This window comes from Microbacterium sp. AC145 (assembly GCF_979258505.1).
Genome location: NZ_OZ409859.1, coordinates 3544123 through 3569102 on the forward strand (window position 1 = coordinate 3544123; position 24980 = coordinate 3569102).

At 68.8% G+C, this 24980-nt stretch carries 23 protein-coding genes; 10 read left to right on the forward strand and 13 right to left on the reverse strand.

Annotated features, from left to right (window positions below; translation table 11 throughout):
- Nucleotides 1–17: 17 nt before the first annotated feature.
- From ACZZZN_RS17105 to ACZZZN_RS17120, 4 genes are read right to left on the reverse strand one after another with little or no spacing between them, the layout of a single operon-like run.
- Nucleotides 18–767 (reverse strand): SLC13 family permease, encoded by a 750-nt coding sequence (locus tag ACZZZN_RS17105; RefSeq protein WP_463506325.1) that lies wholly within the window; start codon nucleotides 765–767, stop codon nucleotides 18–20.
- Between the two features lie 32 nt (nucleotides 768–799).
- The gene (locus ACZZZN_RS17110) at nucleotides 800–2308 is read right to left on the reverse strand and encodes a leucyl aminopeptidase (protein ID WP_463506326.1); all 1509 of its coding nucleotides are present in this window, start codon (nucleotides 2306–2308) and stop codon (nucleotides 800–802) included.
- Entirely contained in the window at nucleotides 2305–2988 is a 684-nt protein-coding gene (locus ACZZZN_RS17115; protein ID WP_463506327.1) for a hypothetical protein, read from the reverse strand. Before ACZZZN_RS17115 ends, ACZZZN_RS17110 begins: the two co-directional genes overlap by 4 nt.
- Entirely contained in the window at nucleotides 2970–4052 is a 1083-nt protein-coding gene (locus ACZZZN_RS17120; protein ID WP_463506328.1) for an MFS transporter, read from the reverse strand. Before ACZZZN_RS17120 ends, ACZZZN_RS17115 begins: the two co-directional genes overlap by 19 nt.
- 250 nt (nucleotides 4053–4302) lie before the next feature.
- Between ACZZZN_RS17120 and ACZZZN_RS17125 the strand changes: the two genes are divergently transcribed.
- Entirely contained in the window at nucleotides 4303–4797 is a 495-nt protein-coding gene (locus ACZZZN_RS17125) for a hypothetical protein (protein WP_463506329.1), read from the forward strand.
- Nucleotides 4798–4919: 122 nt separating this feature from the next.
- Nucleotides 4920–5330, forward strand: coding sequence for an MmcQ/YjbR family DNA-binding protein (locus ACZZZN_RS17130; protein WP_463506330.1), 411 nt, complete (start codon nucleotides 4920–4922; stop codon nucleotides 5328–5330).
- Between the two features lie 11 nt (nucleotides 5331–5341).
- Here the strand turns inward: ACZZZN_RS17130 and ACZZZN_RS17135 are convergent, their stop codons facing one another.
- Together ACZZZN_RS17135 and ACZZZN_RS17140 are read right to left on the reverse strand one after the other, a co-directional pair.
- Nucleotides 5342–6001, reverse strand: coding sequence for a hypothetical protein (locus tag ACZZZN_RS17135; protein WP_463506331.1), 660 nt, complete (start codon nucleotides 5999–6001; stop codon nucleotides 5342–5344).
- Nucleotides 5998–6456: a MarR family winged helix-turn-helix transcriptional regulator gene (locus tag ACZZZN_RS17140; protein ID WP_463506332.1), complete on the reverse strand. Its 459-nt coding sequence runs from the start codon at nucleotides 6454–6456 to the stop codon at nucleotides 5998–6000. The genes ACZZZN_RS17135 and ACZZZN_RS17140 overlap by 4 nt, the downstream gene beginning before the upstream one ends.
- 165 nt (nucleotides 6457–6621) lie before the next feature.
- Here ACZZZN_RS17140 and ACZZZN_RS17145 point away from each other — a divergent pair, with 165 nt between their 5' ends.
- Entirely contained in the window at nucleotides 6622–8262 is a 1641-nt protein-coding gene (locus ACZZZN_RS17145) for an HNH endonuclease signature motif containing protein (RefSeq protein ID WP_463506333.1), read from the forward strand.
- 130 nt (nucleotides 8263–8392) lie between these two features.
- Here the strand turns inward: ACZZZN_RS17145 and ACZZZN_RS17150 are convergent, their stop codons facing one another.
- A complete protein-coding gene (locus ACZZZN_RS17150; RefSeq protein WP_463506334.1) occupies nucleotides 8393–8983 on the reverse strand; it encodes a hypothetical protein in 591 nt (196 codons plus the stop codon).
- Nucleotides 8984–9104: 121 nt separating this feature from the next.
- Between ACZZZN_RS17150 and ACZZZN_RS17155 the strand changes: the two genes are divergently transcribed.
- Together ACZZZN_RS17155 and ACZZZN_RS17160 are read left to right on the forward strand one after the other, a co-directional pair.
- Entirely contained in the window at nucleotides 9105–10319 is a 1215-nt protein-coding gene (locus ACZZZN_RS17155) for a glycosyltransferase (protein ID WP_463506335.1), read from the forward strand.
- Nucleotides 10316–11533: a glycosyltransferase gene (locus ACZZZN_RS17160; protein ID WP_463506336.1), complete on the forward strand. Its 1218-nt coding sequence runs from the start codon at nucleotides 10316–10318 to the stop codon at nucleotides 11531–11533. Before ACZZZN_RS17155 ends, ACZZZN_RS17160 begins: the two co-directional genes overlap by 4 nt.
- Nucleotides 11534–11551: 18 nt before the next feature.
- Here ACZZZN_RS17160 and ACZZZN_RS17165 read toward each other — a convergent pair whose 3' ends face one another.
- Both ACZZZN_RS17165 and ACZZZN_RS17170 read right to left on the reverse strand, forming a co-directional pair.
- Nucleotides 11552–12076, reverse strand: a complete 525-nt coding sequence (locus tag ACZZZN_RS17165; protein WP_463506337.1) for a hypothetical protein — start codon at nucleotides 12074–12076, stop codon at nucleotides 11552–11554.
- Nucleotides 12077–12128: 52 nt separating this feature from the next.
- Nucleotides 12129–12290 (reverse strand): hypothetical protein, encoded by a 162-nt coding sequence (locus ACZZZN_RS17170; RefSeq protein ID WP_463506338.1) that lies wholly within the window; start codon nucleotides 12288–12290, stop codon nucleotides 12129–12131.
- A gap of 91 nt (nucleotides 12291–12381) precedes the next feature.
- Here ACZZZN_RS17170 and ACZZZN_RS17175 point away from each other — a divergent pair, with 91 nt between their 5' ends.
- Nucleotides 12382–13356 carry a GlxA family transcriptional regulator gene (locus ACZZZN_RS17175; protein WP_463506616.1) on the forward strand — a complete coding sequence of 325 codons (975 nt, stop codon included), beginning with the start codon at nucleotides 12382–12384 and terminating at the stop codon, nucleotides 13354–13356.
- A gap of 15 nt (nucleotides 13357–13371) precedes the next feature.
- On the opposite strand, the gene ACZZZN_RS17180 is transcribed toward ACZZZN_RS17175, so the two are convergent.
- Entirely contained in the window at nucleotides 13372–14073 is a 702-nt protein-coding gene (locus ACZZZN_RS17180) for an NRDE family protein (RefSeq protein WP_463506339.1), read from the reverse strand.
- A gap of 69 nt (nucleotides 14074–14142) precedes the next feature.
- Between ACZZZN_RS17180 and coaBC the strand changes: the two genes are divergently transcribed.
- Complete coding sequence (coaBC, locus tag ACZZZN_RS17185; RefSeq protein ID WP_463506340.1) at nucleotides 14143–15357, forward strand: bifunctional phosphopantothenoylcysteine decarboxylase/phosphopantothenate--cysteine ligase CoaBC; 1215 nt, start codon at nucleotides 14143–14145, stop codon at nucleotides 15355–15357.
- Nucleotides 15358–15434: 77 nt separating this feature from the next.
- A complete protein-coding gene (locus ACZZZN_RS17190) occupies nucleotides 15435–17651 on the forward strand; it encodes an ATP-dependent Clp protease ATP-binding subunit (protein WP_463506341.1) in 2217 nt (738 codons plus the stop codon).
- Nucleotides 17652–17735: 84 nt separating this feature from the next.
- Here ACZZZN_RS17190 and ACZZZN_RS17195 read toward each other — a convergent pair whose 3' ends face one another.
- Nucleotides 17736–18323, reverse strand: a complete 588-nt coding sequence (locus tag ACZZZN_RS17195) for a nitroreductase family protein (protein ID WP_463506342.1) — start codon at nucleotides 18321–18323, stop codon at nucleotides 17736–17738.
- 150 nt (nucleotides 18324–18473) lie between these two features.
- Between ACZZZN_RS17195 and ACZZZN_RS17200 the strand changes: the two genes are divergently transcribed.
- Nucleotides 18474–19058, forward strand: a complete 585-nt coding sequence (locus ACZZZN_RS17200; protein WP_463506343.1) for a hypothetical protein — start codon at nucleotides 18474–18476, stop codon at nucleotides 19056–19058.
- Nucleotides 19059–19129: 71 nt separating this feature from the next.
- On the opposite strand, the gene ACZZZN_RS17205 is transcribed toward ACZZZN_RS17200, so the two are convergent.
- On the reverse strand, nucleotides 19130–20038 hold the full coding sequence (locus tag ACZZZN_RS17205) for a LysR substrate-binding domain-containing protein (protein WP_463506344.1): 909 nt from the start codon (nucleotides 20036–20038) through the stop codon (nucleotides 19130–19132).
- Nucleotides 20039–20187: 149 nt separating this feature from the next.
- Here ACZZZN_RS17205 and ACZZZN_RS17210 point away from each other — a divergent pair, with 149 nt between their 5' ends.
- The gene (locus ACZZZN_RS17210; protein ID WP_463506345.1) at nucleotides 20188–23664 is read left to right on the forward strand and encodes a proline dehydrogenase family protein; all 3477 of its coding nucleotides are present in this window, start codon (nucleotides 20188–20190) and stop codon (nucleotides 23662–23664) included.
- 85 nt (nucleotides 23665–23749) lie between these two features.
- On the opposite strand, the gene ACZZZN_RS17215 is transcribed toward ACZZZN_RS17210, so the two are convergent.
- The gene (locus tag ACZZZN_RS17215; RefSeq protein ID WP_463506346.1) at nucleotides 23750–24952 is read right to left on the reverse strand and encodes a hypothetical protein; all 1203 of its coding nucleotides are present in this window, start codon (nucleotides 24950–24952) and stop codon (nucleotides 23750–23752) included.
- Between the last annotated feature and the right edge of the window lie 28 nt (nucleotides 24953–24980).

Genomic DNA, 24980 nt, shown 5'->3' on the forward strand with positions numbered 1-24980 from the left:
GAAGACGTGCAGCCCGATCAGAGCGGAACGAGGGGGACGACCACTTCGGTGATGCCGCGCCCCGCGCCCAGCAGGGAGTCGGTGTCGGTGGTGACCCGGTACTGGGAGCGCAGCGCGCTGGCGAGCAGCCGGAGGTCGGGAGGCATGGCTGCAGCCGACCGGTGCGGCAGCAGCTTCGTGCCGAACAGCAGCATGATGATCACCACACCGACGACGAGCGGGATGCCGACGAGTCCGAACTCGAAGAAGCCGAACGCTCGGCCGCCGTTCTCCGCGGCCAGGTCCGACACGATGATGTTCACCGGTGTGCCGGTGAGGGCGAGCATCGAGCCGGCGTGTGCCGCGAACGCGAGCGGCAGAAGCAGCTGCGAGGGGGCGATCCTCGCGCGGGTCGCCACGACCACGACGAGCGGGAGCAGGGCGGCGACCGCGCCGTTGACGCTGATCAGGGCGGTGAGCACGGCGACCAGGAGGCAGACGACCACCAGCAGCAACGATCGGCGCTTTCCCGCATGCGCGATGACCTTCTGCCCTGCCCAGGCGGTCACCCCGGTCGAATCGAGCGAGTCGCTGACGATGAACAGCGAGGCGATGAAGATGACGGTCGGATCTCCGAAGCCCGCCAAGGCGTCAGGCAGCGCCAGCACCCCGGTGAAGTACAGGGCGAGCGAGACGCCGATGGCCACCACACCCAGCGGGATGCGATTGCTGACGAAGGCCACCACTGCGAGAGCGAGGATGCCGAGAGTCGCGACGACGGGGTCCATGCGCGACTCCTAGCCGCCGCCGGGTGGCGACGTCACGAAGCGGTCCCGAAACCCGCGGCGGTCTCGAGCAGGAGGCGCGCGCCGAAACCCGTCGCACCCTTCGAGCGCCAGGCGTCGTCTTTCTCCGACTGCATGGTGCCCGCGATGTCGATGTGCGCCCAGGGCGTGTCATCGACGAAGTGCTCGAGGAAGAGCGCTGCGGTGGTGGCACCCGCGAAGGGGCCTCCGAGGTTCGCGATGTCGGCGATGTCGGAGTCGAGCTGTGTGCGGTACTTCTGCTCGAGCGGCATGCGCCACAGGGGTTCGCCGGTCGCGGCGGATGCCGCGAGCACAGCCTCGGCGAGTGCGTCGTCATTCGCGAACACGGGCGCAGTCGCGGTTCCCAGCGCCATGAGCGCAGCCCCGGTGAGGGTCGCGATGTCGACGATGGCATCCACCCCCTCCTCGTCGGCGAGCACGAAGGCGTCCGACATGACGAGGCGGCCTTCCGCATCGGTGTTCTTCACCTCGATCGTCGTCCCGCCGCGGGCGGTGAGCACGTCGCCGAGCTTGTACGACGTGCCCGAGGGCATGTTGTCGGTGCACATCAACCACCCGGTCACCTCTGCAGGAACCCCTGACTCCCGGAAGCCGGTGAAGGCGCCGAGCACTGCGGCCGCACCGCCCATGTCCATCTTCATCAGCAGGTGCATGGGGTCGGAGGGCTTGAGGCTGATGCCGCCGGAGTCGTACATGATGCCCTTGCCGATGAGCCCCAGGTGGCCGGTGCGAGCGCCGGCGGGAATGTAGTGCAGCTTGATCATGCGCGGTTCTTCGACGCTGCCCTGATTCACGCCGAGAAGGCCACCGCATCCGAGCTCGATCAGAGCGGCCTTGTCGAAGAGCTCGACCTCGAACCCGAACCGTTCACCCAGCTGCACCGCGATGTCGCCCATGTCGGATGCGGTCAGATGCCCCGGGGGTGTGTTCGCGAGGTCGCGCGCGATCACGGCGGCCCTGGCGGCGATCGCCGCGCGCGCGAGGGCGCTGCCGTCGTGTTCGGACTGTGCGTCGCCGATCACGACCGACACCGCGGCCAGCGCTGCGTCCTTGGGCTTCGCAGTGAGAGGCGTGTACCGGTAGCGCCCGAGCAGCATCCCCTCGTACGCGGCCTGCACGCACGCGGCGTCGACGGTTCGTTCGATCGAGGGCAGGACGAGACGGAGGGATGCTCGCCTCGCGCTCGCCCTGGCGAATGCGGCGCCTGCGTCGCGCAGGATCGCCGGAGTGAGGGCCGCGGTCTCGCCCAGACCCACGACGACGACGTCGGGGCCGTGCGGCTGTGGCAGGACGAGTGTCTCGCCCACCTTCGAGTCGAACCCCGCGTGGCGGAGTGCGTCTCGAGACAGCGCGACGTCGTCGGGCACCGCGGCGTCGGTGAAGACCCCGTAGCCGATGGCCTCGACGTCGCCGTCAGAGCCGAGCGTCACGCTGTCGAGTGCGGTGAGGCCGGGGACGGTCGGGAAGTCGGCGGGGATGAGCTTGTTCGGACTGCGTGTCATGCCGAGGGCCTTCCGTTCGCGGCGGTGTTGGTGCTGGTGCTGGTGGTCGTGCGGATGCCGATGGCGGCGCTGGCGGCCGGGCTCTCCGCGTGCGGGTTCAGGGGCACGCTCTCGTCGATCAGGTCGTTGTCGTCCGGTTCGAGGCGGGCAGGCAGTTCGCCGGCGATGCGTCCCGGCATCCTGGTGGCCGGCACGATGGCGAGCAGCGCGAGTCCGGCGAGTGCGAGCAGCGACAGCTGCAGGGCGCGCAGCCGGGCCGCCTCGTTGATCTCCATCGCCGCGGCGGCCTCCGTCTCGGTCGCCGAGGTGCCGGCGAGGACTTCCTCGAGCTGGCCGTTGGTGAGGAAGTCGGCGTTGTCGATGTTGACCTCACTGATCAACTCGGCCGAGATCTCGGGGTGCTCGTCGGCGGCGGTCGCCACGGACGAGGCGAGCAGAGCCACGGCGAAGGCGCTGGCGACCGCGATGCCGATCGATCCGGAGAGGTTGTGCACCAGACCGCGCCAGGCGCCCACGTCTCCTGCGAGCTCCTTCGGCGCCGACGAGAGCAGCGTGTTGAACACCAGTGCGACGATGGAACCCTGGCCGAGGCCGAGCAGCACCAGCCCGATGACGATGAACGCCTGGCCCCACGAGCCGCCCACCGTGAACGCGATCAGGGTCAGTGCCGCAGCGACCACGACGAATCCGGTCGCGGCGAGGATCCGCGGGGGAACGACTTGTACAGGTAGGCGACGAACGTCGACGCGAGGAAGATCGAGATCGTGTACGGGATGATCGAGAACGACGTCTGGATGCCGGTCAGTCCCTGTACGACCTGCATGTAGAGCGGGATCAGGAAGTTCGCGGCCGTGCCGACGAACAGCATGATCGCCATGCACGCGGTGATCGCCAGTTCGGTGCTGCTCGCGAGCACCCGCAGGTCGAAGATGCGTGCCTGCTTCTTCTGCTGACGGGAGCGGATCCAGACGAAGAAGAGCTGGCCGACGATGAGCCCGACGATGATGAGGATCGGAGCGGGAGAGAGGCCGAGCACCGTGAACGGCGCCTGCTCGGTGGCCTCCCAGATGCCCCAGGAATTGAGGCCCGAGAAGCCGAAGCTCAGCAGGATCACGGCGGTCGCGGCGATGAACGCCCCCGCCCAGTCGATCGACAGGTTCTTCTGCGCGGGAACCTTCGGCACCCTGAAGCTCAACAGCAGGTTGAGCGCGCCGAGCGCCACCATCAGGGCGAATGACCACCGCCATCCGATGGTCTCGGCGAACCATCCGGCGAGCAGCAGGGCGAGGATGCCGGCGAGCGGGATGGCGGCCGCGAGGAGTCCGATCGCCTTCGCCTGGCGGTCGCCCTGGTAGTTCGACGCGATGAAGACGGTGAGAGCGGGGGCGATGAGCGCGATCACCGCTCCGGATGACGCCTGGGCAATGAACAGCATCGTCGGGCTCAGCGAGAGAGCGACGCCGGCCATCGCGGCGGCATGCACGGCGACGGCGATCTGGAACACCCCTCGTGTCCCGAAGCGGGCGCCGACCTTGGCCCCCAGGAGGATGAAGGCGGCCATGGCGAAGGTGCCGGCGGTGATCGCCGTGCCGACCGACGTCGCCGGGGTGTCGAGGTCGGTCGTGATGCCCGCCATCGACACCGTGAGGGCGTTGACGGCGAACGACGCCTGGATCTGAGTGAGCACGACGACGATGAGCGGCAGCCAGGAGCCCCTCGCCGATGTGGACGGCGCTGTACTCATCATGCGGTCCTCTCCGATCGTGCACGACGGGTGAGCCGGTGATCCGTCACCTGTCCTCGGTCATCGCACTGCGGTCATCGCACTGCCTCGGCAGGGCGATGCGCTCAAGATAGCCCCTCCCGGAGGCTCGCGGATAGATGTTCCGGAGACAGGATCCTCGTCGACGAAGAGCCTCTGGTGCAGAGCCCGCTCCGCCTGCATACTCGGTTGCACCACTGGCGATGGGGAGCCTCGACCGAAGGAGCACGAGATGGAGCAGTACCTGTGGGTTCTCAAGGACAAGGAGCGCGACCTCATCCGCGAACTCGAGCCCGATCGACTGGCCGAGCTCGACGAAGACGGTCTGCTTGCCCTGCACAAGCGCGTCAGGCGCGCACGCAACAAGCACACGACCAACTACCGCCGCGGCGCCGCCGAGCGGGTCGAGCAGGCGGGCGGACGGGGCGCCGCAGCCGCAGGCTCGGACAAGGCCCGGGGTCGGGCATATGTGTTCGAGGAAGCGCTGTCGATCATCAGTGCGGAGCTCGCTCGAGTGGCGCACGAGGAGGCGGAGGCGCTCAAAGACGAGAGGCTGGCTCGCGCGCGTGAGGGCAAGTGGAGTGGTCCCGCATCCGACGCGCCGTTCGATGAGGGCGTGTCGTCCGGCCGGGCGAGGGAGCACCAGCAGACGACCGGCGGCGTCAAGAGAGACGCGTCCAGTCGCGCTCAGGGCGCGCGCAGGCAGGCGAAGCGCGACTCGCGCTGACCGGTCCTGGTGGTCGGCAGCATGCCACGTCGCCGCGCTGTGACGTCGATGTCGATGGTCTGACCGGCATCGGACACGCTGTCGGCATTGTGGCAGTCGCGCCGTGAGAGGACTATGGGCGCATGGTGACCGTCGATGACGTCCGAGAGATCGCTCTCGCGCTGCCCGGTGTGACCGAGCGCGTCGGCGGTCACACCGGTGAACCCTCCTGGCGGCTGCCGAGCGGACAGATCGCCTGGATCCGCGGACCCAGCAAGGTGGATCTCCGTCAGCTGGCCGACCTCGGACTCGAGTGGCCCGAGGGGCCGGTGCTCGGGGTGCGGGTGGCGAGTCTCGAGGAGAAAGCGGCGCTCCTCGCCGCGGAACCGGATGGATTGTTCTCCATTCCGCACTTCGACGGGTATCCGGGGCTGCTCGTGCAGCTCGACACCGTCGAGAAGGATCGGCTCGCAGAGATCATCGCGGATGCCTGGCTCGTGCGCGCCCCCGTGCTCGTCGCGAAGCAGTGGCTCGACGAGCGCGGGCTGAGCTGATCAGGAGTCGATCACGCCTCGAGCAGGAACGGCCGGGCGGCGTCGAGGAAGGCCCGCGGGTCGTCGGCCCAGAGACGGATGCGGTCGACCCGGTGCTCCCCGCCTTTGGGAGTGAGGCCGGGAAGCCTGATCGTGATCGGGCGTTCGAGCTCGATCACGATGTTGGTCTCGTCCTGCATCCGCTCGGCGTACTCGGACTCCGTGACCCGCGGCTGTTTGGGTTCATCGACGCGGCGATCGATCGCGATCGACGCGATGTCGGCCCAGCCGACCGGCACATCGACTTCGAGTCCGCTGCGCACGCGAATTCCGTCGGGCCCGACGGAGTGCGGGCGCATGATCATCGCGCAGAGCAGTCCGACCATCCAGGTGACTCCCCAGATGCCGAGGATCAGCAGCGTGATGCGCGCCGCCGGCCACTGATGGAAGATCAGGTCGAGGATCGGGATCTCGACCGCCGAGAGGCCGATGAAGATGAACAGCACGGTCAGCACCGGGCGGTGGTAGCCGACGCCCGTGCCTCCCTTCGGCACAGCCGGGCGTCTGGCGATCGCGCGGGCGATGCTCGAGTAGACGCGGAGTTCGGCGATCCATGCGCGATGGAGGAAGTTCAGGGCGCGTGCGATCGGGGTCGGTGCGGCGGTGGTGTGGTCGTGCAGCTGCTCGGTCATGGCGACTCCTCGGGCTCGGTCGACGCAGCAGTGGTGACGAGGTGCTCGAGGTGAGCCGTGACAGCTGTCAGACCGCGCTCGACGGCCGCGCGATCGTCGGGGGCGATCGCACCGAGTAGCGCCTCGTTGAGCTGGGTGTGCTCCTCATGCATCTGCGCCATGGTCTCGACCGCGGTCGGGGTGAGCTCGACCAGGACGGCACGGCGATCGGATGGGTGCGGGGCGCGGCGCACGTGCCCCGACTTCTCGAGCGCGTCGACGAGAGCGGTGATGTTGCGTGGCGTGACCTCGCAGAGGGCGGCGAGCGTCTGCTGGGTCGACGGACCGGCGTGCTGCAGGACCCAGAGCAGGTGCACACGAGTGGGCGTGAGATCCGTGCCGGCGAATGCGCGGGCCATGTCCTTCTGAAACAGGTCGGCGATCTGAAGCAGGCGGTCGACGAAGAGGGGGTCCATGATCGTGATAGTACTACATTATTACCTATGTTCACTAGTGATCTCGGGTGTGGATCGGGCGCTCTTGGTGCGAGATTCCGGGAGATTGGAATACGGATCTGATCTGGGGTTATTCGGGGTGATCTGGGGTCTCGAATGTCGGTGGTGGCGTGTTGACTTACGGGTATGAACAGCACTGCGGAGCTTCTGGATCGGGTCGTCGCCGACCTCGATGCGGTGCTGTCCGACGACGCGTTGGCGGGGCTGTCAGATGCGGATCGGGTCACGGTGCTGCAGGGTGCGGGCGCCGCGTTCCGGCGGGTGGAGGCGGTGATCGTTGAGACCGTCGCGACCGGCGATCCGGGCGATTTCCCGCATTCAGCGGGCTGCCGGGGTCTGAATGAGTTGTTGCAGCGGACGGTCTTGGTGGACGTGCGGGGTGCGTCCCGGGTCGACAAGGTCGTCGATCTGGTCAGGCGTCCGGTGAGTCTGGCGGGGGAGCGGATGCCGGCGCGGTGGTCGGAGATGCGCCTCGCGCTGCTCGACGGAGTGCTCGGGGTTGCGGGGTTCCTCGCGGCGACGGGCCCGATCGAGAGGGTGTGGGATCGGCTCACGGTCGATCAACGGTTGGCGGCGGATGTCGCGTTGGCGGGGTGCGCCCGCGGGCACGGTCTTGTGGCCGACGTCGATGATCAGGATGCTGACGTGGACGAGGAATCGGGTCCTGCGCCGACGGCGCAGGATCTGAAGGGCCTTGCGGAGGATCTCGCGTCGATGTTCGACCCGGATGGGGAGGAACCGAAAGACGAGGACGCGCGGCGTCGCCGGGGGATCACGATCGGCCGGCTCAAGGACGGGGTGCATGCGATCCGGGGGTATCTGACTCCGGAGGTCGCGGCGCAGTTGCAGTTGATCATGGACGCGATCCTCAACCCCAAGGGGGAGGGGCCGCCGATGCCCGGGGTGCACTTCGCTCCTAGTGACGGCACCGATGTCGACGCTGACGCTAACTCTGGCTCGGATGCGGATGCGGATGCGGATGCGGATGCGGATGCGGATGTGGATGCGGATGTGGATGCGGATGCGGATGCGGAAGCTGGCGCGGCGGATGCCGGCTCGGTCGCGGATGCGGAGGGTGAGGACCCGTTCAATTCGGATCCGCGGTGTGTGCTCGATGATCGCACCGCGGCGCAGAAGCGCCACGACGCGCTCGCGATGGTCTTCGCGATCGCGGCCCGACACAACGCCATGCCCACCCTCGGTGGCGCATCACCGGTGCTCGTCGTCACCGTCGACGCGAAGGACCTCGCGGCTCACTCCGCCGGTGCTGCCGGTGCCGCCTTCGGGCTGTCCCGCGGCAGCGGCAATGGTGGGTGGGCGACGATCCCCGGATCCGGCGCCCATGTGCCCGTCTCGGTCGCTGCGCACGTCGGGTGTGCGGGGACGATCCAACGGCTCCTGTTCGATGAGGGACGGATCATCGGGATCACGACCACCGACCGCATCTTCACCGTGCACCAACGCCGCGCGATCGTCGCCCGCGACAAAGAATGCCTGATCCCCGGATGCCACGTCCCCGCCTCATGGTGCGAGATCCACCACGTCACCGAACACGCCAACGGCGGTCCGACACACACCGACAACGGTGTTCCGTTGTGCTGGTGGCATCACCGATCCCTCGGCACCTCCGGATGGGAGATCCGGATGAACCACGGCGTCCCACAGGTACGGGGACCGAGCTGGTGGGACCCCGAACAACGATGGCGAACACCACGACTCAGCCTCCCCACACGAAAGAAGGTGCGCGGTGAACCGATGCGGGTCTGATTTGACGGCGTCGACAGGAGCGGAACAGAGTCATGAGCACAGACGTCACGGGCATCGGCGCCCGCATCCACGACCCCGAAGGTCTCGCGATTGAAGTTCGGCAACCGCCCACCGCGCAGTAGATCCGAGATCAGGCGGGCCCGAGCCGCAGGACGTCGGGAGATTCGCCGCCGGTCAGCTCGTCGGCGATCCGGATGCTGCGTGCCAGCTCGTCGAGCGCACCGTCGAGAGTGCCGAAGCGCTCGCGGTCGCTGCACACTGCGGTCAGCGTCACCAGATGGGTGCCGGTGTCCCACGTGTACGTCGCGAACGGCGGCGATGTGGGCGTCGGCGGCATCGCCACGACGAGCTTCTCGCCGGCGCCCAGAAAGCTGCTCGAGAACGATCGGGTGTCGTCGTGATCCATCGGCATCGACGCGCGCGCGATGCGCACCTCGGGCGTGAGCGCCTGCACGGTGGCCATCGCGACGACCAGCTCGGGGTCGGCCTTCCAGGTCCACACCAGCACGCGGCCATCAGCCCGACGCATCAGCATCGGTGCCGCCTGGCTCATCGCCCACGCTCCGAGCTTCGAGCCCGGGCGCTCCGTCGCGCCGACCGCGGAGTTCACCTGCCCCAGCAGCATCCGGATGGCCGCCTTGCGATGCCGGCGTCCCTTCCACCCGAGCGAGTCGGTGACGGGGATCCACTGTCGGGGGTCGGCGTCGGCAGTCAGTCGCATGGCCTCCACGCTAGAGGGTGAGGCTGGGGGATGGCGGTACGCCTCGGCGGCTCGGTCAGGGGCCTCCGGTAGAGTGGCCAGCGCCCGACCGGGCTCCCTGGCCGCCGTACCGTAAGGCAGAATGTCTTCCTCTCCCTCCGATTCGACGAGTGCTCCCGAGACCGGGCCGCGTCCGTTGCGCATCCTGATCGGATGCGACACGTTCGCCCCCGACATCAACGGAGCCGCACGCTTCGCCGAGCGCCTCGCGGCGGGACTCGTGCAGCGCGGGCACGACGTGCACGTCGTCGCCCCGAACCTCGTGTACCGACGCACCCCCGCGCGCACCGAGGTGATCGAGGGCGAGCCGATGACCCTGCACCGTCTTCCGTCGGTGCGCTGGGCTCCCCACGACTGGCTGCGCTTCGTGTGGCCCTGGCGCGTGAAGCACTACGCCCGCGGCATCATCGACAGCGTGCAGCCCGACGTCGTGCACATCCAGTCGCACATCGTGATCGGTCGCGGCCTCTCGCGCATCGCGCATGACCGCGGCATCCCGGTGATCGCCACGAACCACGTGATGGCCGAGAACATCCTCGACCACACCACGATGCCGAAGGTCATCGATGACCTGGTGCTGCGCTGGGCGTGGGGCGATGCCAAACGCACCTTCGCACTGACACGCGCCATCACGACGCCCACGCGCCGCGCCGCGGACTTCCTCGAGCGCACCGTCGAGGTCGAAGGCGTGATCCCGGTCAGCTGCGGCATCGATCGCAGCCAGTACACGCCCGTCATCGCACCGCGCGACACGAACCGCATCATCTTCGTCGGGCGACTGACCGCAGAGAAGCAGGTCGAGGTGATCCTCGAGGCCATGACGAAGCTCGACCCCGCGCTCGACGCGACTTTCGACATCGTCGGCGGCGGCGACCAGCGCAAGCAGCTCGAGAACCTCGCGAACGACCTCGGCATCGCCGACCGTGTGACATTCCACGGGCGCACGAGCGATGAAGACCTCCGCGCTCTCCTGTCGCGCGCCTCGGTGTTCACGATCGCCTCGATCGCCGAGCTGCAGTCGATCGCGACCATGGAGGCCATGGCGTCGGCGTTGCCGATCGTCGCGGCAGACGCGGTGGCGCTTCCGCACCTCGTGCACGACGGCGAGAACGGCTACCTGTTCGAGCCCGGCAATGTCGATGCGCTCGCCGCCCGCCTCACCGATGTGCTCACCGCATCGCCGGCGGAGTACGAGCGCATGCAGCGCGCGTCGCTCGACGGCGTCGCCATCCACGACATCAACCGCACCCTCGACACGTTCGAGGCGCTCTACCGCGACGAGTCGCTGCCCGAGTGACCGGAGCCGCCATGCACGTCGTCTTCTTCGGCGATCAGCACCTCGACTCCCTCGGCGGGGCGCAGGTCTCGATGCGGCTGCAGCGGGAGTTCCTCGAGCGGGCGGGCCACACCGTCACGGTCGTGGCACCGCGGATGCACGGCCCTCGCGCCACTGCGCCGAAGCGCGGCGATGTCGATCTCCCGTCGATGCCGATCACGCTCGACCGCGAGTACTCGATGAGCTGGCCGGGGCGTGCCACCGATCGCTTCCTCGATCGGGCGATGACCCACCGCCCGAAGATCGACCTGGTGCATGTGCAGGCCGACTTCTGGGGGGCGTTCATCGGTCACCGGTTCGCGGCACGGCACGGCATCCCCGTGGTGCACACCATGCACAATCGGGTCGACGTCGGCATCGCCGCGGTCACGCCCCTGCATCGTCCGGTGCTGTCGGTGCTCAACGTCTGGCGTCGGTCCGCGATGCGTGCCCTCGGCGAGCCGGTGGGCGGCAGTGACGGCTGGGCGTATCTGCGCGGGATCGCGACAGGGGCATCCGCCGTGACCGCGCCGTCGACGCACTTCGCACGTCGGCTCGAAGAACACGGTGTCTTCTCGCCGGTCGATGTCGTGTGGAACGGCATCGACGACGACATCCGCGAGCAGACCCTCGCCGCCGCATCCGATCAGCGCGAGCCCGGCCGCCCGCGCTTCGTCTGGCTGGGACGCATGAGCCCCGAGAAGCGACTGCTGCCCTTTCTCGAGGCGTTCGTCGAATCCGGCGTCGACGCCGAACTCGAGATCATCGGCGGCGGCGCCCAGCGCGCGGCAGCCGAGAAGATCGTCGCCCGGATGCCGAACGTGCGCTTCGCGGGCAAGCTCACCTACTCGCAGACCCTCGCTCGTATCGCTGCGGCGGACGCGCTCGTACAGACGTCGATCGGGTTCGAGACGCAGGGGATGACGCCGTTCGAAGCAGCGACGCTCGGCACGCCGTCGGTGATCAGCGATCCCGACATCGCGGCTGAGCTGGGCGGCGGGCTCTGGGCTGTGCCCGGGGCCGCGGGCACGGAGGCTCAGCGCCGGGCCGGTCTCGTCGAGACGCTGCGCCGTGCGGCATCCGACATCGTGGCGGGTGATGCACCCACACCGATGCGCGAGGTGTCGGATGCCTTCCGGCAGTCCTCGCGCACGGCCGCGATGATCGAGATCTACGAGCGGGTGCTCGCGGGCTGATCCGCGCCTGTCGACTGCTCAGAAGGGCAGCGCGTAGAAGAGGTTCGAGATCCAGGAGATCAGGATCCCCGCGAGCTGTGCGGCGGTGATGCCGATCGCGATGCCGGGGAGCAGCTTCGAGCCGGGTCTTCTCGCAGCCACGACGCCGAGCAGCAACCCCGCGAGAGCGACGACGAAGACCAATCCGTTGCCGATCACCCCGAACGCGCCGATCGTCACCGGGTCGTAGGACCACCGGAAGATCAGCGGGTAGGTGACGGTGGTCAACAGCGCGATCCCGAGCGACGCCAGCGCGACGATGAACGCGAGGCGCCCTGCTCCCGCCGCCGGGGCGGCTCTCTCCGGCGATGGGTACTGCGGGGCTGCGGCGTACTGCGGGGCTGCCGCATACTGCGCAGGCCCAGGATTCTGCGGGGCGGGTGGGTACTGAGCCCCCTGCGGCTGCCCGTGCTGCGGCGGCTGCTCGTGCTGCTGCTCGTGCTGCTCGTGCTGCGGCGGGGGAGTCCCGTACGGAGATGCCGGTGGCTGCTGAGGGTCGCTCATGCAGTCGAGCGTAGCCGCGAGCCCGCGCGAACGGGAGGAGGCTCGAGTGTGTTCAGCGGTACGCGCGCCCGGACTCTGCGCTGTCGAGCGCCGAGTGCGCGCCGGCCCGCGACCAGTCGGTCGGCACCTGGCGGTAGCCGTCGCGACGCACTTCGCGCACAGTCGAGATCGTGGCCCAGATCGCGAGGGCGAGGAGGATGAGGAAAAGGATCATGGCAGAAACGCTACGTTCGCTCTTGATCCGCCACGAGTGGGAGAATAGACTGTGAGCATACGAAAACTGCCAATCGTCGGGAGCAGCCATGATGAAGACCGTCGCCTGTGTCGTCCAAGACGGGTTCGCTCCGTTCGAGTTCGGTCTGGCCTGCGAGGCTTTCGGTCTCGACCGGTCGAACGACGGCGTCCCCAACTTCGACTTCCGCGTCATCGCGCCGCATCCGGGTGTGGTGCAGTCCAAGCTCGGTTTCTCGATCAACGTCGAGCACGACCTGTCGTTCGCGTACGAGGCCGACCTCGTCGTCTTCTGCCCCGTGCCGCGGGAGTACTGGCCGCAGATCGATCCGCTGCTCCTCGACCTCGCCCGGGATGCGGTGGCGCGAGGCGCCTGGGTGCTGACGATCTGCAGCGCCTCGTTCATCCTCGGTGCGGCAGGCGTGCTCGACGGTCGTCGCGCGACCACGCACTGGATGTACTCCGACATCATGGCCGAGATGTATCCCGAGATCGACATCGACCCCGACGTGCTCTTCGTGCAGGACGGGCGCATCATCACGAGTGCGGGAACTGCCGCGGGCATCGACGCGTGCCTGCACCTGCTGCGTCAGGAGCTCGGCGCCGAACTCACCAATCGCATCGCCCGTCGTATGGTGGTGCCGCCGCAGCGCGACGGCGGCCAGGCGCAGTTCATCGATCGACCGATCCCGGTGGTCCCCAGCGATTCGCTGGCCGCGGTCGCCGACTGGGCCGTCGAGCATCTGCGCGACGACCTGGGCGTCGATCAGCTCGCAGCGCGGGCGCTGATGTCGCCGCGCACCTTCGCCCGCCGGTTCAAAGCTGAGTACGGCGCGACCCCGGCTGCCTGGCTGGCGCGGCAGCGGGTGCTGCACGCCCAGCGACTGCTCGAACGCAGCGACCTCGCGCTCGAGCAGATCGCCGACGAATGCGGCTTCGGTTCGGCCGCTGTGCTTCGCCAGAACTTCTCGAGGGTGCTCGGGACGACCCCGACCGCCTATCGGGCGCGGTTCTCATGCGTCGACGAGACCGAGTCGTCGGCGGCCTGAGGCGCACGCTGCGCGTCAGTGATCCCAGTGTCCGGGGCTCGGCAGTGCCCTGTAGTCGACCTCGACCCCCGCGGGGGTGACGGATGCCGTGCAGTACAGCAGTGACTGCGTGGGATACCCGTGCGGGCGGTTGTCACGGATGATCGCCCGGTCGTCTTCGGGATCGAGCCGTGCCGACGAGCCGAGCAGGGTCGTCCACTCCGACGACCAGGCCTCGCTGTGCGCCGTCGGCCCCAGAGCACGGAACTCGGGCAGCCAGGCGGCGATGCGCGGGGTGCCGAGGTCGTCGAGATCGTCGTGGGCGATCATGTGCACGCCATCGCCGATCGATGTCTCGCGCAGCTCGGCGCCGTCCCAGCTCAGCACGCGCCCCCCCTCGGGCCGCACCTCGAGCAGGTTGAACCCGTGCATGGGCAGCGGCGCGACCGGCGACCGTCCGGCCACCGACTCGAGGGCGAGCGAACCGCGCGACACGGCGACGTCGGCGGCGAGGTCGACCACGTCGGCGCGGTTGAGCAGTACGGCGAGACGGCGTTCCGCCGGATTCACCGCGAGCCAGGCGCCGCCGGCGCGCCGATCGCGGATGCCCGAGACCCCGGGGTGCGCGTCCGGCCACCATTCGCCGAGAGCATCCCATTCGCGCTGAGGATCCTCATCGCGCACCGCGAGCAGACGCGCAGTGTCGGAGCCTGCCACATCGATCACCACGGTGCACACGGCATCAAGTCTAGGAGCGACGGAGCAGCTGCCGACCCGCGGCGCCACGTGCTGGGGCAGAATCGAACCGTGAACATCGTCGTCGGGGTTACGGGTGGCATCGCCGCATACAAGACAGTGCACCTGGTGCGCCTGCTGACCAAGGCGGGGCACGATGTGACCGTCGTCCCCACCGAAGACGCCCTGCGGTTCGTCGGTACTCCGACCTGGGAGGCGCTGAGCCGGCGTCCGGTCACGACGAGCGTGCACGACGATGTCGCGCGCGTGCGGCACGTCGCCCTCGGGCAGAACGCCGACCTCGTGATCGTCGCCCCGGCCACTGCGAACACCATCGCCAAGATCACGGCGGGCATCGCCGACGACCTGCTCGGCACGACCCTGCTGGCGACCGAGGCGCCGGTGCTGCTCGCACCCGCCATGCACGCCGAGATGTGGCGCAACGCGGCCACGCAGGCGAACATTGCGACCCTTCGCGACCGCGGTGTGCACCTGGTGGGACCCGCCGACGGCGAGCTCGCCGGAGGCGACAGCGGACCCGGGCGCATGGCCGAGCCGGAGGAGGTCCTCGAGGCCGCGCTCGCTCTGCTCGCCCCGCAGGACCTCGCCGGTGTGCAGGTGGCCGTGTCGGCCGGCGGAACGCGCGAGCCCATCGACCCCGTGCGGTTCCTCGGCAATCGCTCGAGCGGCCGACAGGGCGTCGCGCTCGCCGCGGAAGCCGCCGCACGAGGGGCGGTCGTGACGCTGGTCGCCGCCAATGTGTCGGGTGACGTGCTGACCGATGCGCGGCATCCGTCCGTCCGGGTGGTTCCGGTCGGCACCGCTGCAGAACTCGCCACCGCGATGAAGGATGCCGCGGCTGCGGCCGACATCGTGATCATGGCGGCGGCGGTCGCGGACTACCGGCCCGCATCCGTCTCGGAGCACAAGCTCACCAAGGAGCAGGGTGTGCTCACGCACCTCGACCTCGTCGAGAACGAGGACGTGGTGGCGGCGCTCGCCGTCGGGCGCCGCGACGGTGCGGCGCCCGCGGGGCAGACGATCGTCGCCTTCGCCGCCGAGACGTCGGAGTCGGTCGACGAGCGCCGCGACCGCGCACGGCGCAAGCGGGAGCGCAAGGGCGTCGATCTGCTCGCCGTGAATCTCGCGAACTCCGAGCACGGCTTCGAGCGTCACGACAACGCGGTCGAGATCATCGGCGGCGACGGTGAGATCGTTGCGGCGGCAACCGGTGCGAAGCGCGAGGTCGCACGAGCGATCCTGGACGCCGTGATCGCCGTGCGCTAAACTTGAGTCACGTCCACTCAACTTTGTGGACGGTGACCACAGACAGCAACCAGAAGGAGTCTCCTCAGGAGGAGCACATGCCAGGCCCACAGAGCACGAAGAACGACGACCAGCAGTCCGCCCTCGAGCAGTTCGGGATCAACCTCACCGACCGTGCCCGCCAGGGCAAGCTCGACCCCGTGATCGGCCGTGACAGTGAGATCCGTCGCGTCAGCCAGGTTCTCACCCGCCGCACGAAGAACAACCCGGTGCTCATCGGCGAGCCCGGTGTGGGCAAGACGGCCGTCGTCGAGGGGCTCGCTCAGCGCATCGTCGCGGGCGATGTCGCGGAATCGCTCAAAGACAAGCAGCTGGTGTCGCTCGACATCTCGGCTCTCGTCGCCGGAGCCATGTACCGCGGTCAGTTCGAGGAGCGGCTGAAGAGCGTGCTCAAAGAGATCACTGAGTCCGAGGGCCGCATCATCACCTTCATCGACGAGCTGCACGTGCTCATGGGGGCCGGTGGCGGCGAGGGATCGGTGGCCGCGTCGAACATGCTGAAGCCGATGCTCGCTCGGGGTGAGCTGCGCCTGATCGGCGCGACGACGCTCAATGAGTATCGCGAGTTCATCGAGAAGGACGCTGCGCTCGAGCGGCGCTTCCAGCAGGTGTACGTCGGCGAGCCGACGGTCGAAGACACGATCGCGATCCTCCGCGGACTCAAGGGGCGGTACGAGGCTCACCACGGAGTGACGATCTCCGACAGCGCGCTGGTCGCCGCAGCCTCGCTCTCGAATCGCTACCTGCCGGCGCGGCAGCTGCCGGACAAGGCCATCGATCTGATCGACGAGTCGATGTCGCGGCTCAAGATGGAGATCGACTCGTCCCCGGTCGAGATCGACCAGCTCAAGCGCCAGGTCGACCGCATGAAGCTCGAGGAGCTCGCGCTCAAGCGCGAGAAGGATGCCGCATCGAAGGAGCGCCTGGCGGCGCTCCGCGAGCAGCTCGTCGGGATGGAGAGAGATCTCGCCGAGCTCGAAGCCCGCTGGGCGCGTGAGCGCCAGGGCCTGAACCGCGTCGGCGACCTGAAGAAGCAGCTCGACGAAGCGGTCACGCAGCGCGATCTCGCGATGCGTGAGGCCGACTACACCCGTGCGTCCAAGCTCGAGTACGAGACCATCAAGCGCCTCGAACGCGATATCGCCGAAGCCGAGCAGGCCGAGGCGACGGCGTCGTCGGAGCCGCGCATGGTCAACGAACAGGTCACGGATGAAGACATCGCGGCCGTGATCGCCGCCTGGACCGGCATCCCGGTCGGTCGGCTGCTGCAGGGCGAGAGCGAGAAGCTGCTGAACCTCGAGTCCGAGCTCGGGCGACGCCTGATCGGACAGAAGGATGCCGTCAAGGCCGTGTCCGACGCGGTGCGACGATCGCGCGCGGGCATCAGCGACCCCGGCCGGCCGACCGGATCGTTCCTGTTCCTCGGACCGACAGGTGTGGGCAAGACCGAGCTCGCGAAGGCTCTCGCGCAGTTCCTCTTCGACGACGAGCACGCCATGGTGCGCATCGACATGTCGGAGTACGGCGAGAAGCACTCGGTCTCGCGGCTCGTCGGCGCCCCTCCCGGGTACGTCGGGTACGAGCAGGGCGGTCAGCTCACCGAGGCCGTGCGTCGGCGCCCGTACAGCGTCATCCTGCTCGACGAGGTCGAGAAGGCGCACCCCGAGGTGTTCGACGTGCTGCTCCAGGTGCTCGACGACGGCCGTCTGACCGATGGCCAGGGCCGCACCGTCGACTTCGCGAACGTCATCCTGATCCTCACCTCGAACCTCGGCTCGCCGATCCTGATCGATCCGACGTTGTCGCCCGATTCGAAGCGCGAGCAGGTGATGGGGCTGGTGCACCAGGCGTTCCGGCCGGAGTTCCTCAACCGCCTCGACGACATCGTGATGTTCCAGCCGCTCAGCCAGGACGACCTCGCGCAGATCGTCGAGCTCTCGATCGACCAGCTGCACGACCGGTTGCGCGATCGGCGACTCACCCTCGCCGTCACGCCGGACGCCCGGGCATGGCTCGCCGAGCGCGGATACGACCCGATGTTCGGGGCCCGCCCGTTGCGCCGCCTCATCCAGTCCGAGGTGCAGAACAAGCTGGCGACCGCGCTGCTGTCGGGTGGCGTGCACGACGGCGACACCGTGCGCGTCGACGTGGCGGTCGACGGCGCGGGGCTCGTGCTCACCTCGACCGCACCCGAGCCCGACATCGATTCTGATCCCGATGACGACGTGATCGAGGCCGAACTGCTCGACGAGTAGAGCCACGCACGGCAGAGGGGCGGATGCCGCAGCATCCGCCCCTCTGTCGTGCGTGCTCGAGGTCATGTGTGCTCGAGCGGAACCTCAGGCGCTGAGGATGACCGTCTCGCCGATCGGGCGACGAACGCGCGGAGCGGTCTCACCCTGCTGCAGACCCTCGGGAAGACCTGCGGCGTCACCGAGCTCGCCGACCGCGATCACGGTGATGGCCGAGAAGCGAGGCGACAGGTCGGCGAACTCGCGGACGACCTCGGGGTCGAAGCCGCTCATCTGGTGCACGAGGAGACCCTCGTGGTGGGCCTGCACCGAGAAGTGCGCCACGGCCTGGCCGAGGTCGTAGACCGCGTGGCTGATGGCCTTGCCCTCTTCGGACTCGGTCTCGGCGATCGCGACGATCAGGGCCGAGGCCTTCGAGGCCCAGAGCTGGTTGAACTCGACCAGCGAGTCGACGACCTGGTCGAAGAGCGCGGTGCCGCGGTGCGCGACGATGAAGCGCCACGGCTGCAGGTTGTAGGCCGACGGCGACCAACGTGCGGCCTCGAGCGCGGCGTTCAGCTTGGCGTCGTCGATCGTGTTCTCGGCGTCGTAGGCGCGCGGGCTCCAGCGCCCGGCGAGGACGTCGAGGACGGGGTGCTCGGTGGGGGCGGTGCGATCGACGACGGGAGTGCTCATGGAAGTGCCTTTCGAGAAGGAGATGAATCGGACTCCTTCGTCCGGGCTACAACGAGTGTAAACAGGTGCATGCGGGCGCATATTCCCGGCATCTCGGAATGTATCCACATGGCGACGAAAAGCCATCCTGCGAACAAGTAGAGTTCCCGGATGCTGACAGTCCATAAAGGTCACAGAGCGCCGACGCCGTCCGAACCGCTGCTGCCCGGGCTCACGCGGGCATATGCGACAGCGGTGCTCGATGCCCTTGACGACCGCACTCGGGTCGACGCCGAGCGGCATCTGCTGGAGGGACTGAAGCTCGTGGTGCTGACTGATCGGTTCGGGCTCCCGGTCGAGGTGTCGCAGGAGGTCGAGACCGTGCGCTGTGCCCTTGCCGCGCATCCTGACGCCTTCGCGACACTGCGGGAGGCGCTCGCCGGGCAGTCGTGCGAGGTCGATGTCGACGGCTTCCGAGAGCAGGGCGACGCGCACTCTGACCCCATCCGATGCGCTGCCGCGTACGTCCAGGCATTCGGGCCCTTCACGGCGCGCACCGCGGCACTGTGGCCCGACGCGCAGGCGGTGATGGCCGAGCTGCGGCTCGGAGTCGCGGGCCTCAACGACCTCGCTGCCGGCTGGCGAGAGCAGGCCGCCGACCCGTGGGCATCGATGTGGTCCTCGCCGTGGCGAGGTCTGGGCTCGGTGTCTCGGGTCTCCGAGCTGGCGACGATGCGCGAGGAAGCCGTGATGTGAGTGTGGGCGTGGGTGCGAATGTGGTGTGAGAGTGCACAGATGTGAGCGGCCCTCGGCAGGAGGGTGCTGTGTCAGTCGGGGAGTATGCGCGTCGCGGCTCCCGCGAGCGCTCGACGCACGGCGCGGATCGACGGCGCCGCAGCCGAGACCCGTCTCGCAGACGAGAAGATCTCTCGGCGAGGGGATGTGGGCAGGGCGGTGAGGTCGACCGTGGGGGTGTCGCCGGCCCAGACGAGCTCCGGCAGCAGGCCGACGGCGAGACCCGCATGGATCAGTCGCACGTGCGCCGTGAGGTCGGCGACCTCGAACCTCACATCGGGTTCGAATCCCGCGGTGCGGCAGAGCTGCTCGGCCCAGGCGCGCGACGCGGTGCCGGCAGGTTCGAGCACCCACGGCTGCTCGCGGGTCTCCCACAGCGCGGCCACGGAATCGGATCCACGATCGGAGGCGGGATGCCGGGCGAGGGCGATCGCGTCGTGGGCGAGCACCACCCGGTCGAGGTCTGCATGGATCGGTCGCGTGTGCCCCGGGTACTGCTCGGCGAGGATCAGATCGTAGTCGCGGCTCGAGACGCCCACGAGTCCTGTCTCGGGGTCGCACTCGGTCACCTCGACGCGCAGGGCAGGATGCTCGCGCCGCAGCGCATCGAGCGCCTGTGGGAGCAGGGAGTGCGCGGCCGACTGGAACACCGCGACGTGCACGGTGCCGGTGACCTCGGTGAGCGACTCGGCCACGGCCACCTCCGCCTGCTCGAGTCGATCGAGGATGCCGATCGCCTCGGCCACGAGCACGTTCCCCTGCGAGGTGAACTGCACGCCTCGGCCGACTCTCCGCAGCAGAGGCACGCCCACCTCGCGCTCGAGCGCGCTGAGCTGCTGCGACACCGAGGCCTTGCTGTACGACAGTGCGTCGGCGACCGCCGAGAGGGTGCCGCGGCGGGAGAGTTCCACCAGCAACCTGAGTCGATTGACGTCGAGCATCCGTCGTCGTCTCCCTGCCTTTGGATCGTTAAGTGAAACCGAACAGAAAGCGTGCAGTTCGGTTGATAGACGTAGCCTACTCATGCGTCTGAGAATGATCGAGCCGCACACGTTTCCCGGGTGTGCGTTCCCCCGAAAAAAGGCCCCCGATGACCGTCGCCGCTGACACCACTCCCGACACCACGCCGCGCACCGAAGAGGTCGCCGCCCTCGTGCAGCGCTGGCTCGCCGAGAGTGAGACCCACCCCGTCGAACCTGCTGCACAGCGCCTGGCCGAGGTCCTCAAGGACCCGAACGGCCTCGCCTTCACCGTCGGTTTCGTCGACGGCGTGATGCGTCCGGAAGACCTCGGTGTCGCCGGGCGCAAGCTCGCGGAGATCTCCGACCTCACTCCGTCGCTCCTGCCCGGGTACCTGCGGGCGGCCATCAAGACGGGCGGCTTCTGGGCTCCGAAGCTCCCCGGCGTCGTGGTGCCGATCTCGCGCCGGGTGCTGCGCGCGATGGTGGGGCACCTCGTGCTCGATGCCACCCCCTCGAAGCTCGGTCCGGCGATCGCCAAGCTGCGCAAGAGCGGCAACCGACTCAACCTCAACCTGCTCGGCGAGGCCGTGCTCGGCGAGCGCGAGGCCGGACACCGTTTGCAGGGCACCTACGACTTCCTCGCTCGCAAGGACGTGGACTACGTCTCGATCAAGGTGTCCAGCGTCGTCAGCCAGCTGTCGATGTGGTCGTTCGACGAGGCTGTCGCAGACGTCGTCGAGAAGTTGACGCCGCTCTATCGCCTCGCCGCGTCGTCGGAGGCCGCGGGCAAGACCAAGTTCATCAACCTCGACATGGAGGAATTCCGCGACCTCGATCTGACCATCGCGGCGTTCACCAGCATCCTCGACCAGCCGGGTCTCGAGAACCTCGAGGCCGGCATCGTGCTGCAGGCGTACCTGCCCGACGCGCTCGGCGCGATGCAGCACCTGCAGGAATGGGCAACGGTTCGCCGGGCCAAGGGCGGAGCGCCCATCAAGGTGCGCGTGGTCAAGGGCGCGAACCTCGCGATGGAAGAGGTGGACTCGAAGGTCCACGACTGGCCGCTCGCCACCTACGGCACCAAGCAGGACTCCGACACCAACTACAAGCGCGTGCTCGACTGGTCGATGACGCCGGAGCGTCTGGATGCCGTGCGCATCGGTGTCGCGGGACACAACCTCTTCGACATCGCCTACACCTGGCTGCTCGCGAAGGCGCGCAACGTCACGGATGCCGTCGAGTACGAGATGCTCCTGGGCATGGCGACGGGCCAGGCCGAGGCGGTCCGCAAGGACGTCGGTCAGCTGCTGCTCTACACACCGGTCGTCAACCCTGCCGAGTTCGACGTCGCGATCGCCTACCTCGTGCGTCGCCTCGAAGAGAACGCGAGCCCCGAGAACTTCATGTCGGCCGTGTTCGAGCTCGCGTCGAACCCGACGCTGCTGACCCGTGAGCGCGAGCGCTTCGAGCGTTCGCTGGCCGCGCTCGAGGCCGACCGCAGCGTCCCCGCCTCGAACCGCGTGCAGGATCGTGCGGCCGAGGCCGACGGGCGGGTCCCTGAGCCTGTCGAAGGGTTCCACAACCAGCCCGACAGCGACCCGGCGATCGCCGCGAACCGCGCGTGGGGCCGTGAGATCCTCGCGCGCTCCACTTCCTCGACGCTCGGGCTCGACTCGATCGCCCTCGCCAAGGTCGAGACGACCGACGAGCTCGACGGCATCTTCTCTGCTGCATCCGCCGCCGCCACCCGCTGGGCCGCACTGCCCGCCACCGAGCGCGCCGCCGTGCTGCACCGCGCCGGTGACGAGCTCGCCGCGCGCCGCGGCCGGCTGATCGAGATCATGGCTCATGAGGCGGGCAAGACCATCGCCGAGGCCGACCCCGAGGTCTCGGAGGCGATCGACTTCGCGCACTACTACGCCGAGCGTGCCCTCGACCTCGAGAACATCGTGGGTGCCGAGTTCGTGCCCTCCAAGGTCACCGTGGTCACTCCGCCGTGGAACTTCCCCGTCGCGATCCCCGCCGGTGGCGTGCTCGCGGGCCTCGCATCCGGCTCGGGTGTGATCATCAAGCCGGCCAAGCTGACTCAGCGCTGCGGCGCGGTCATGGTCGAGGCGCTGTGGGCCGCGGGTGTTCCGCGCGACCTGCTCGCGCTCGTCGATCTCGCGAACCGCGACCTGGGCACCCGTCTGGTCGCCAGCCCCGAGGTCGACCGCGTGATCCTCACGGGTGCCTACGAGACGGCACAGCTGTTCCGCTCGTTCCGCTCCGACCTGCCGCTCCTCGCCGAGACGAGCGGCAAGAACGCGATCATCGTGACGCCGTCGGCCGACCTCGACCTGGCCGCCGCAGACGTCGCCCGCAGCGCCTTCGGCCACGCGGGGCAGAAGTGCTCGGCGGCATCCCTCGCGATCCTCGTCGGCTCGGTCGCCGACTCGAAGCGGTTCGAGCGTCAGCTCGTCGACGCCGTCACCTCGATGCGCGTCGGACTGCCCGACGACCCGGCCACCCAGATGGGGCCCATCATCGAGCCGGCGAACGGCAAGCTGCTGACCGCACTGACGACCCTCGAGAAGGGCGAGCGCTGGCTCGTCGAGCCGAAGAAGCTCGACGACGAGGGGAAGCAGTGGACGCCGGGTGTGAAGATCGGCGTGGCCCCGGGATCGACCACGCATCTGACCGAGTTCTTCGGTCCCGTGCTCGGCATCATGCACGCGAAGGACCTCGACGAGGCGATCCGCCTTCAGAACGCCGTCGATTACGGCCTCACCGCCGGCATCCACTCGCTGGACTCCGCCGAGGTCGCGACCTGGCTCGACCGCGTCGAAGCCGGCAACCTCTACGTGAACCGTGGCATCACCGGTGCCATCGTGCAGCGTCAGCCGTTCGGCGGGTGGAAGCGCTCCGCCGTGGGCGCCGGCGCCAAGGCAGGAGGACCGAACTACCTGTTCGGCCTCGGCGACTGGGCTCCGGCCGAGCTGCCGGCCGCGGCGACGGGTGCGGCCATCAGCGCGCCGATCGATGCTCTGCTGACGGCTGCGGGCTCCGATCTCGACGCCGTCGAGATCGAGTGGCTGCACCGAGCGACCGCAGCCGACGAGCGAGCGTGGGTCGAGGAGTTCGGCGCCGTGAGCGACAAGTCGGGCCTCGGGGTGGAGCGCAACGTGTTCCGCTACCGTCCGGTCGAGACCGATGTGCGCATCGCCGAGAACGCGCCGCTGGTCGACGGCATCCGTGTGATCGCCGCCGCCCTGCGCAGCGGCAGCCCGTTCACGGTGTCTGCGCCCGCGCTGCCGTCGAAGGTCGAGAAGGCGCTGCGTGCGCACGGTGTGTCGGTCTCGCACGCGAAGGATGCGGCGTGGGTCAAGGCGTACACGAAGGCAGCGGCGAAGGCCGCGCACAGCTGGAAGCGCCTTCGTCTCGTCGGCGGCGACGCCTCGGCGCTCTTCGAGGCTCTCGGCGGAACTCCGGATGTCGCGGTGTGGTCGCACGCGGTCACGGGCGCCGGTCGCGTCGAGATGCTGCCGTTCCTGCACGAGCAGGCCGTGTCGATCACGAACCACCGGTTCGGCAACCCGACGACCCTGTCCGACGGCCTGATCTGACCCTGGCCCGACCCGGGGCGAACCCTGGCCCGACCCGGGTCGAACCCTGGCCCGACCCGGGTCGAACCCTGTCTGCCTGGTGCGTTCAGCCGAGGAACAGGAACGCGAAGATGCCGAGCGCGAACGGCGCCGTCGTCACGACGAACACCACGCCCAGGACGATTCCCACGATCATCCACGGGCTGCGGCGGCGCAGGCGTTGGCCGGGCAGAGCGACGCCGGGAGGCGGGGTGAGCAGGGCGGCGGGGGCGGCGAACGGCAGCGGCTGCACGCCGGCGGTGCCGGGCGCGGCTGCGACCGGCGACGAGATGCCGGGGAGCGGCGGATGCTGCACCGCCAGGCGCAACCGGTCGTCGCGCCACCTCGCCCACTGGTCGAGTTTGGTGAGCAGCGCGCCGACGGCCCCGAACAGCCAGGCCCACGTCGCGGGATCGAGCGTCGACACCTCGCGTCGCGTATAGAGGAACAGCCAGTCGTCGACGATCTCCACGTCGAGCTGCGCCGCATGGTCGATGAACCGCGCCATGACGTCGGGCGTGAACAGATACAGGGCGTCGGCCTCGTACCCGGCCGGGCAGTACAGCGAGAAGAAGCGGTCGAAGTCGCCTTCGAGCGACAGTCGCTGGTCTCGGCTGAATGCGAGCGCGAGGGTGTTGCCGAGCGTGTTGTTGCCGAGCGCGTCGAGCACGATGTTCGGCAGCGGCACGTCGAGTTTCACGGCCACGTAGCCCCATCTGTGGGTCTGCGTCTGCTTGCCGTTGCTCGTCGTGTACTGGTAGTTGCCGAACTCCACGAACCGCGGCTCGCTGCCCCGCAGCACGTCGGTCGACATGCGGCTCGACCCGCTCGAGAAGATCATGCCGGGCAGGGGTGGGGTGTCGATGCGGTCGAGATAGGTCATCGCGTTGGCGCCGGCGAACCGCGAGAGCCGGAACCGGGTCAGCGTGCGCAGACGCATGCTGCGACGCGCGAGCATCACGATGCCGACGACGAGTCCGGCGAGGAGCACCAGACCGATGAGCGCGGCGACGGCGACGCCCGCCTCCTGACCGATCGCATAGCCGAGCCCCAGGATCATGATCCCGAGTATCGGCACCACGCACAGGATCGCGAATCCGACTGCCACCCATGCGATGATCACGCCCGCTGACGTGGGACGGGCGGCGCGCTGCGCACGGGCGAAGGCGTCGACCTCGGCCGGATTCACGGGGTCGAGCAGCGGGCGGGCGTCGAAGAATCCGGTCGGCGCGCCGCGCGACGGCACCGGAGCGGGCGAGGGAACTGTCACGCGTCCACGGTAGCCGAGGGCACCCGGT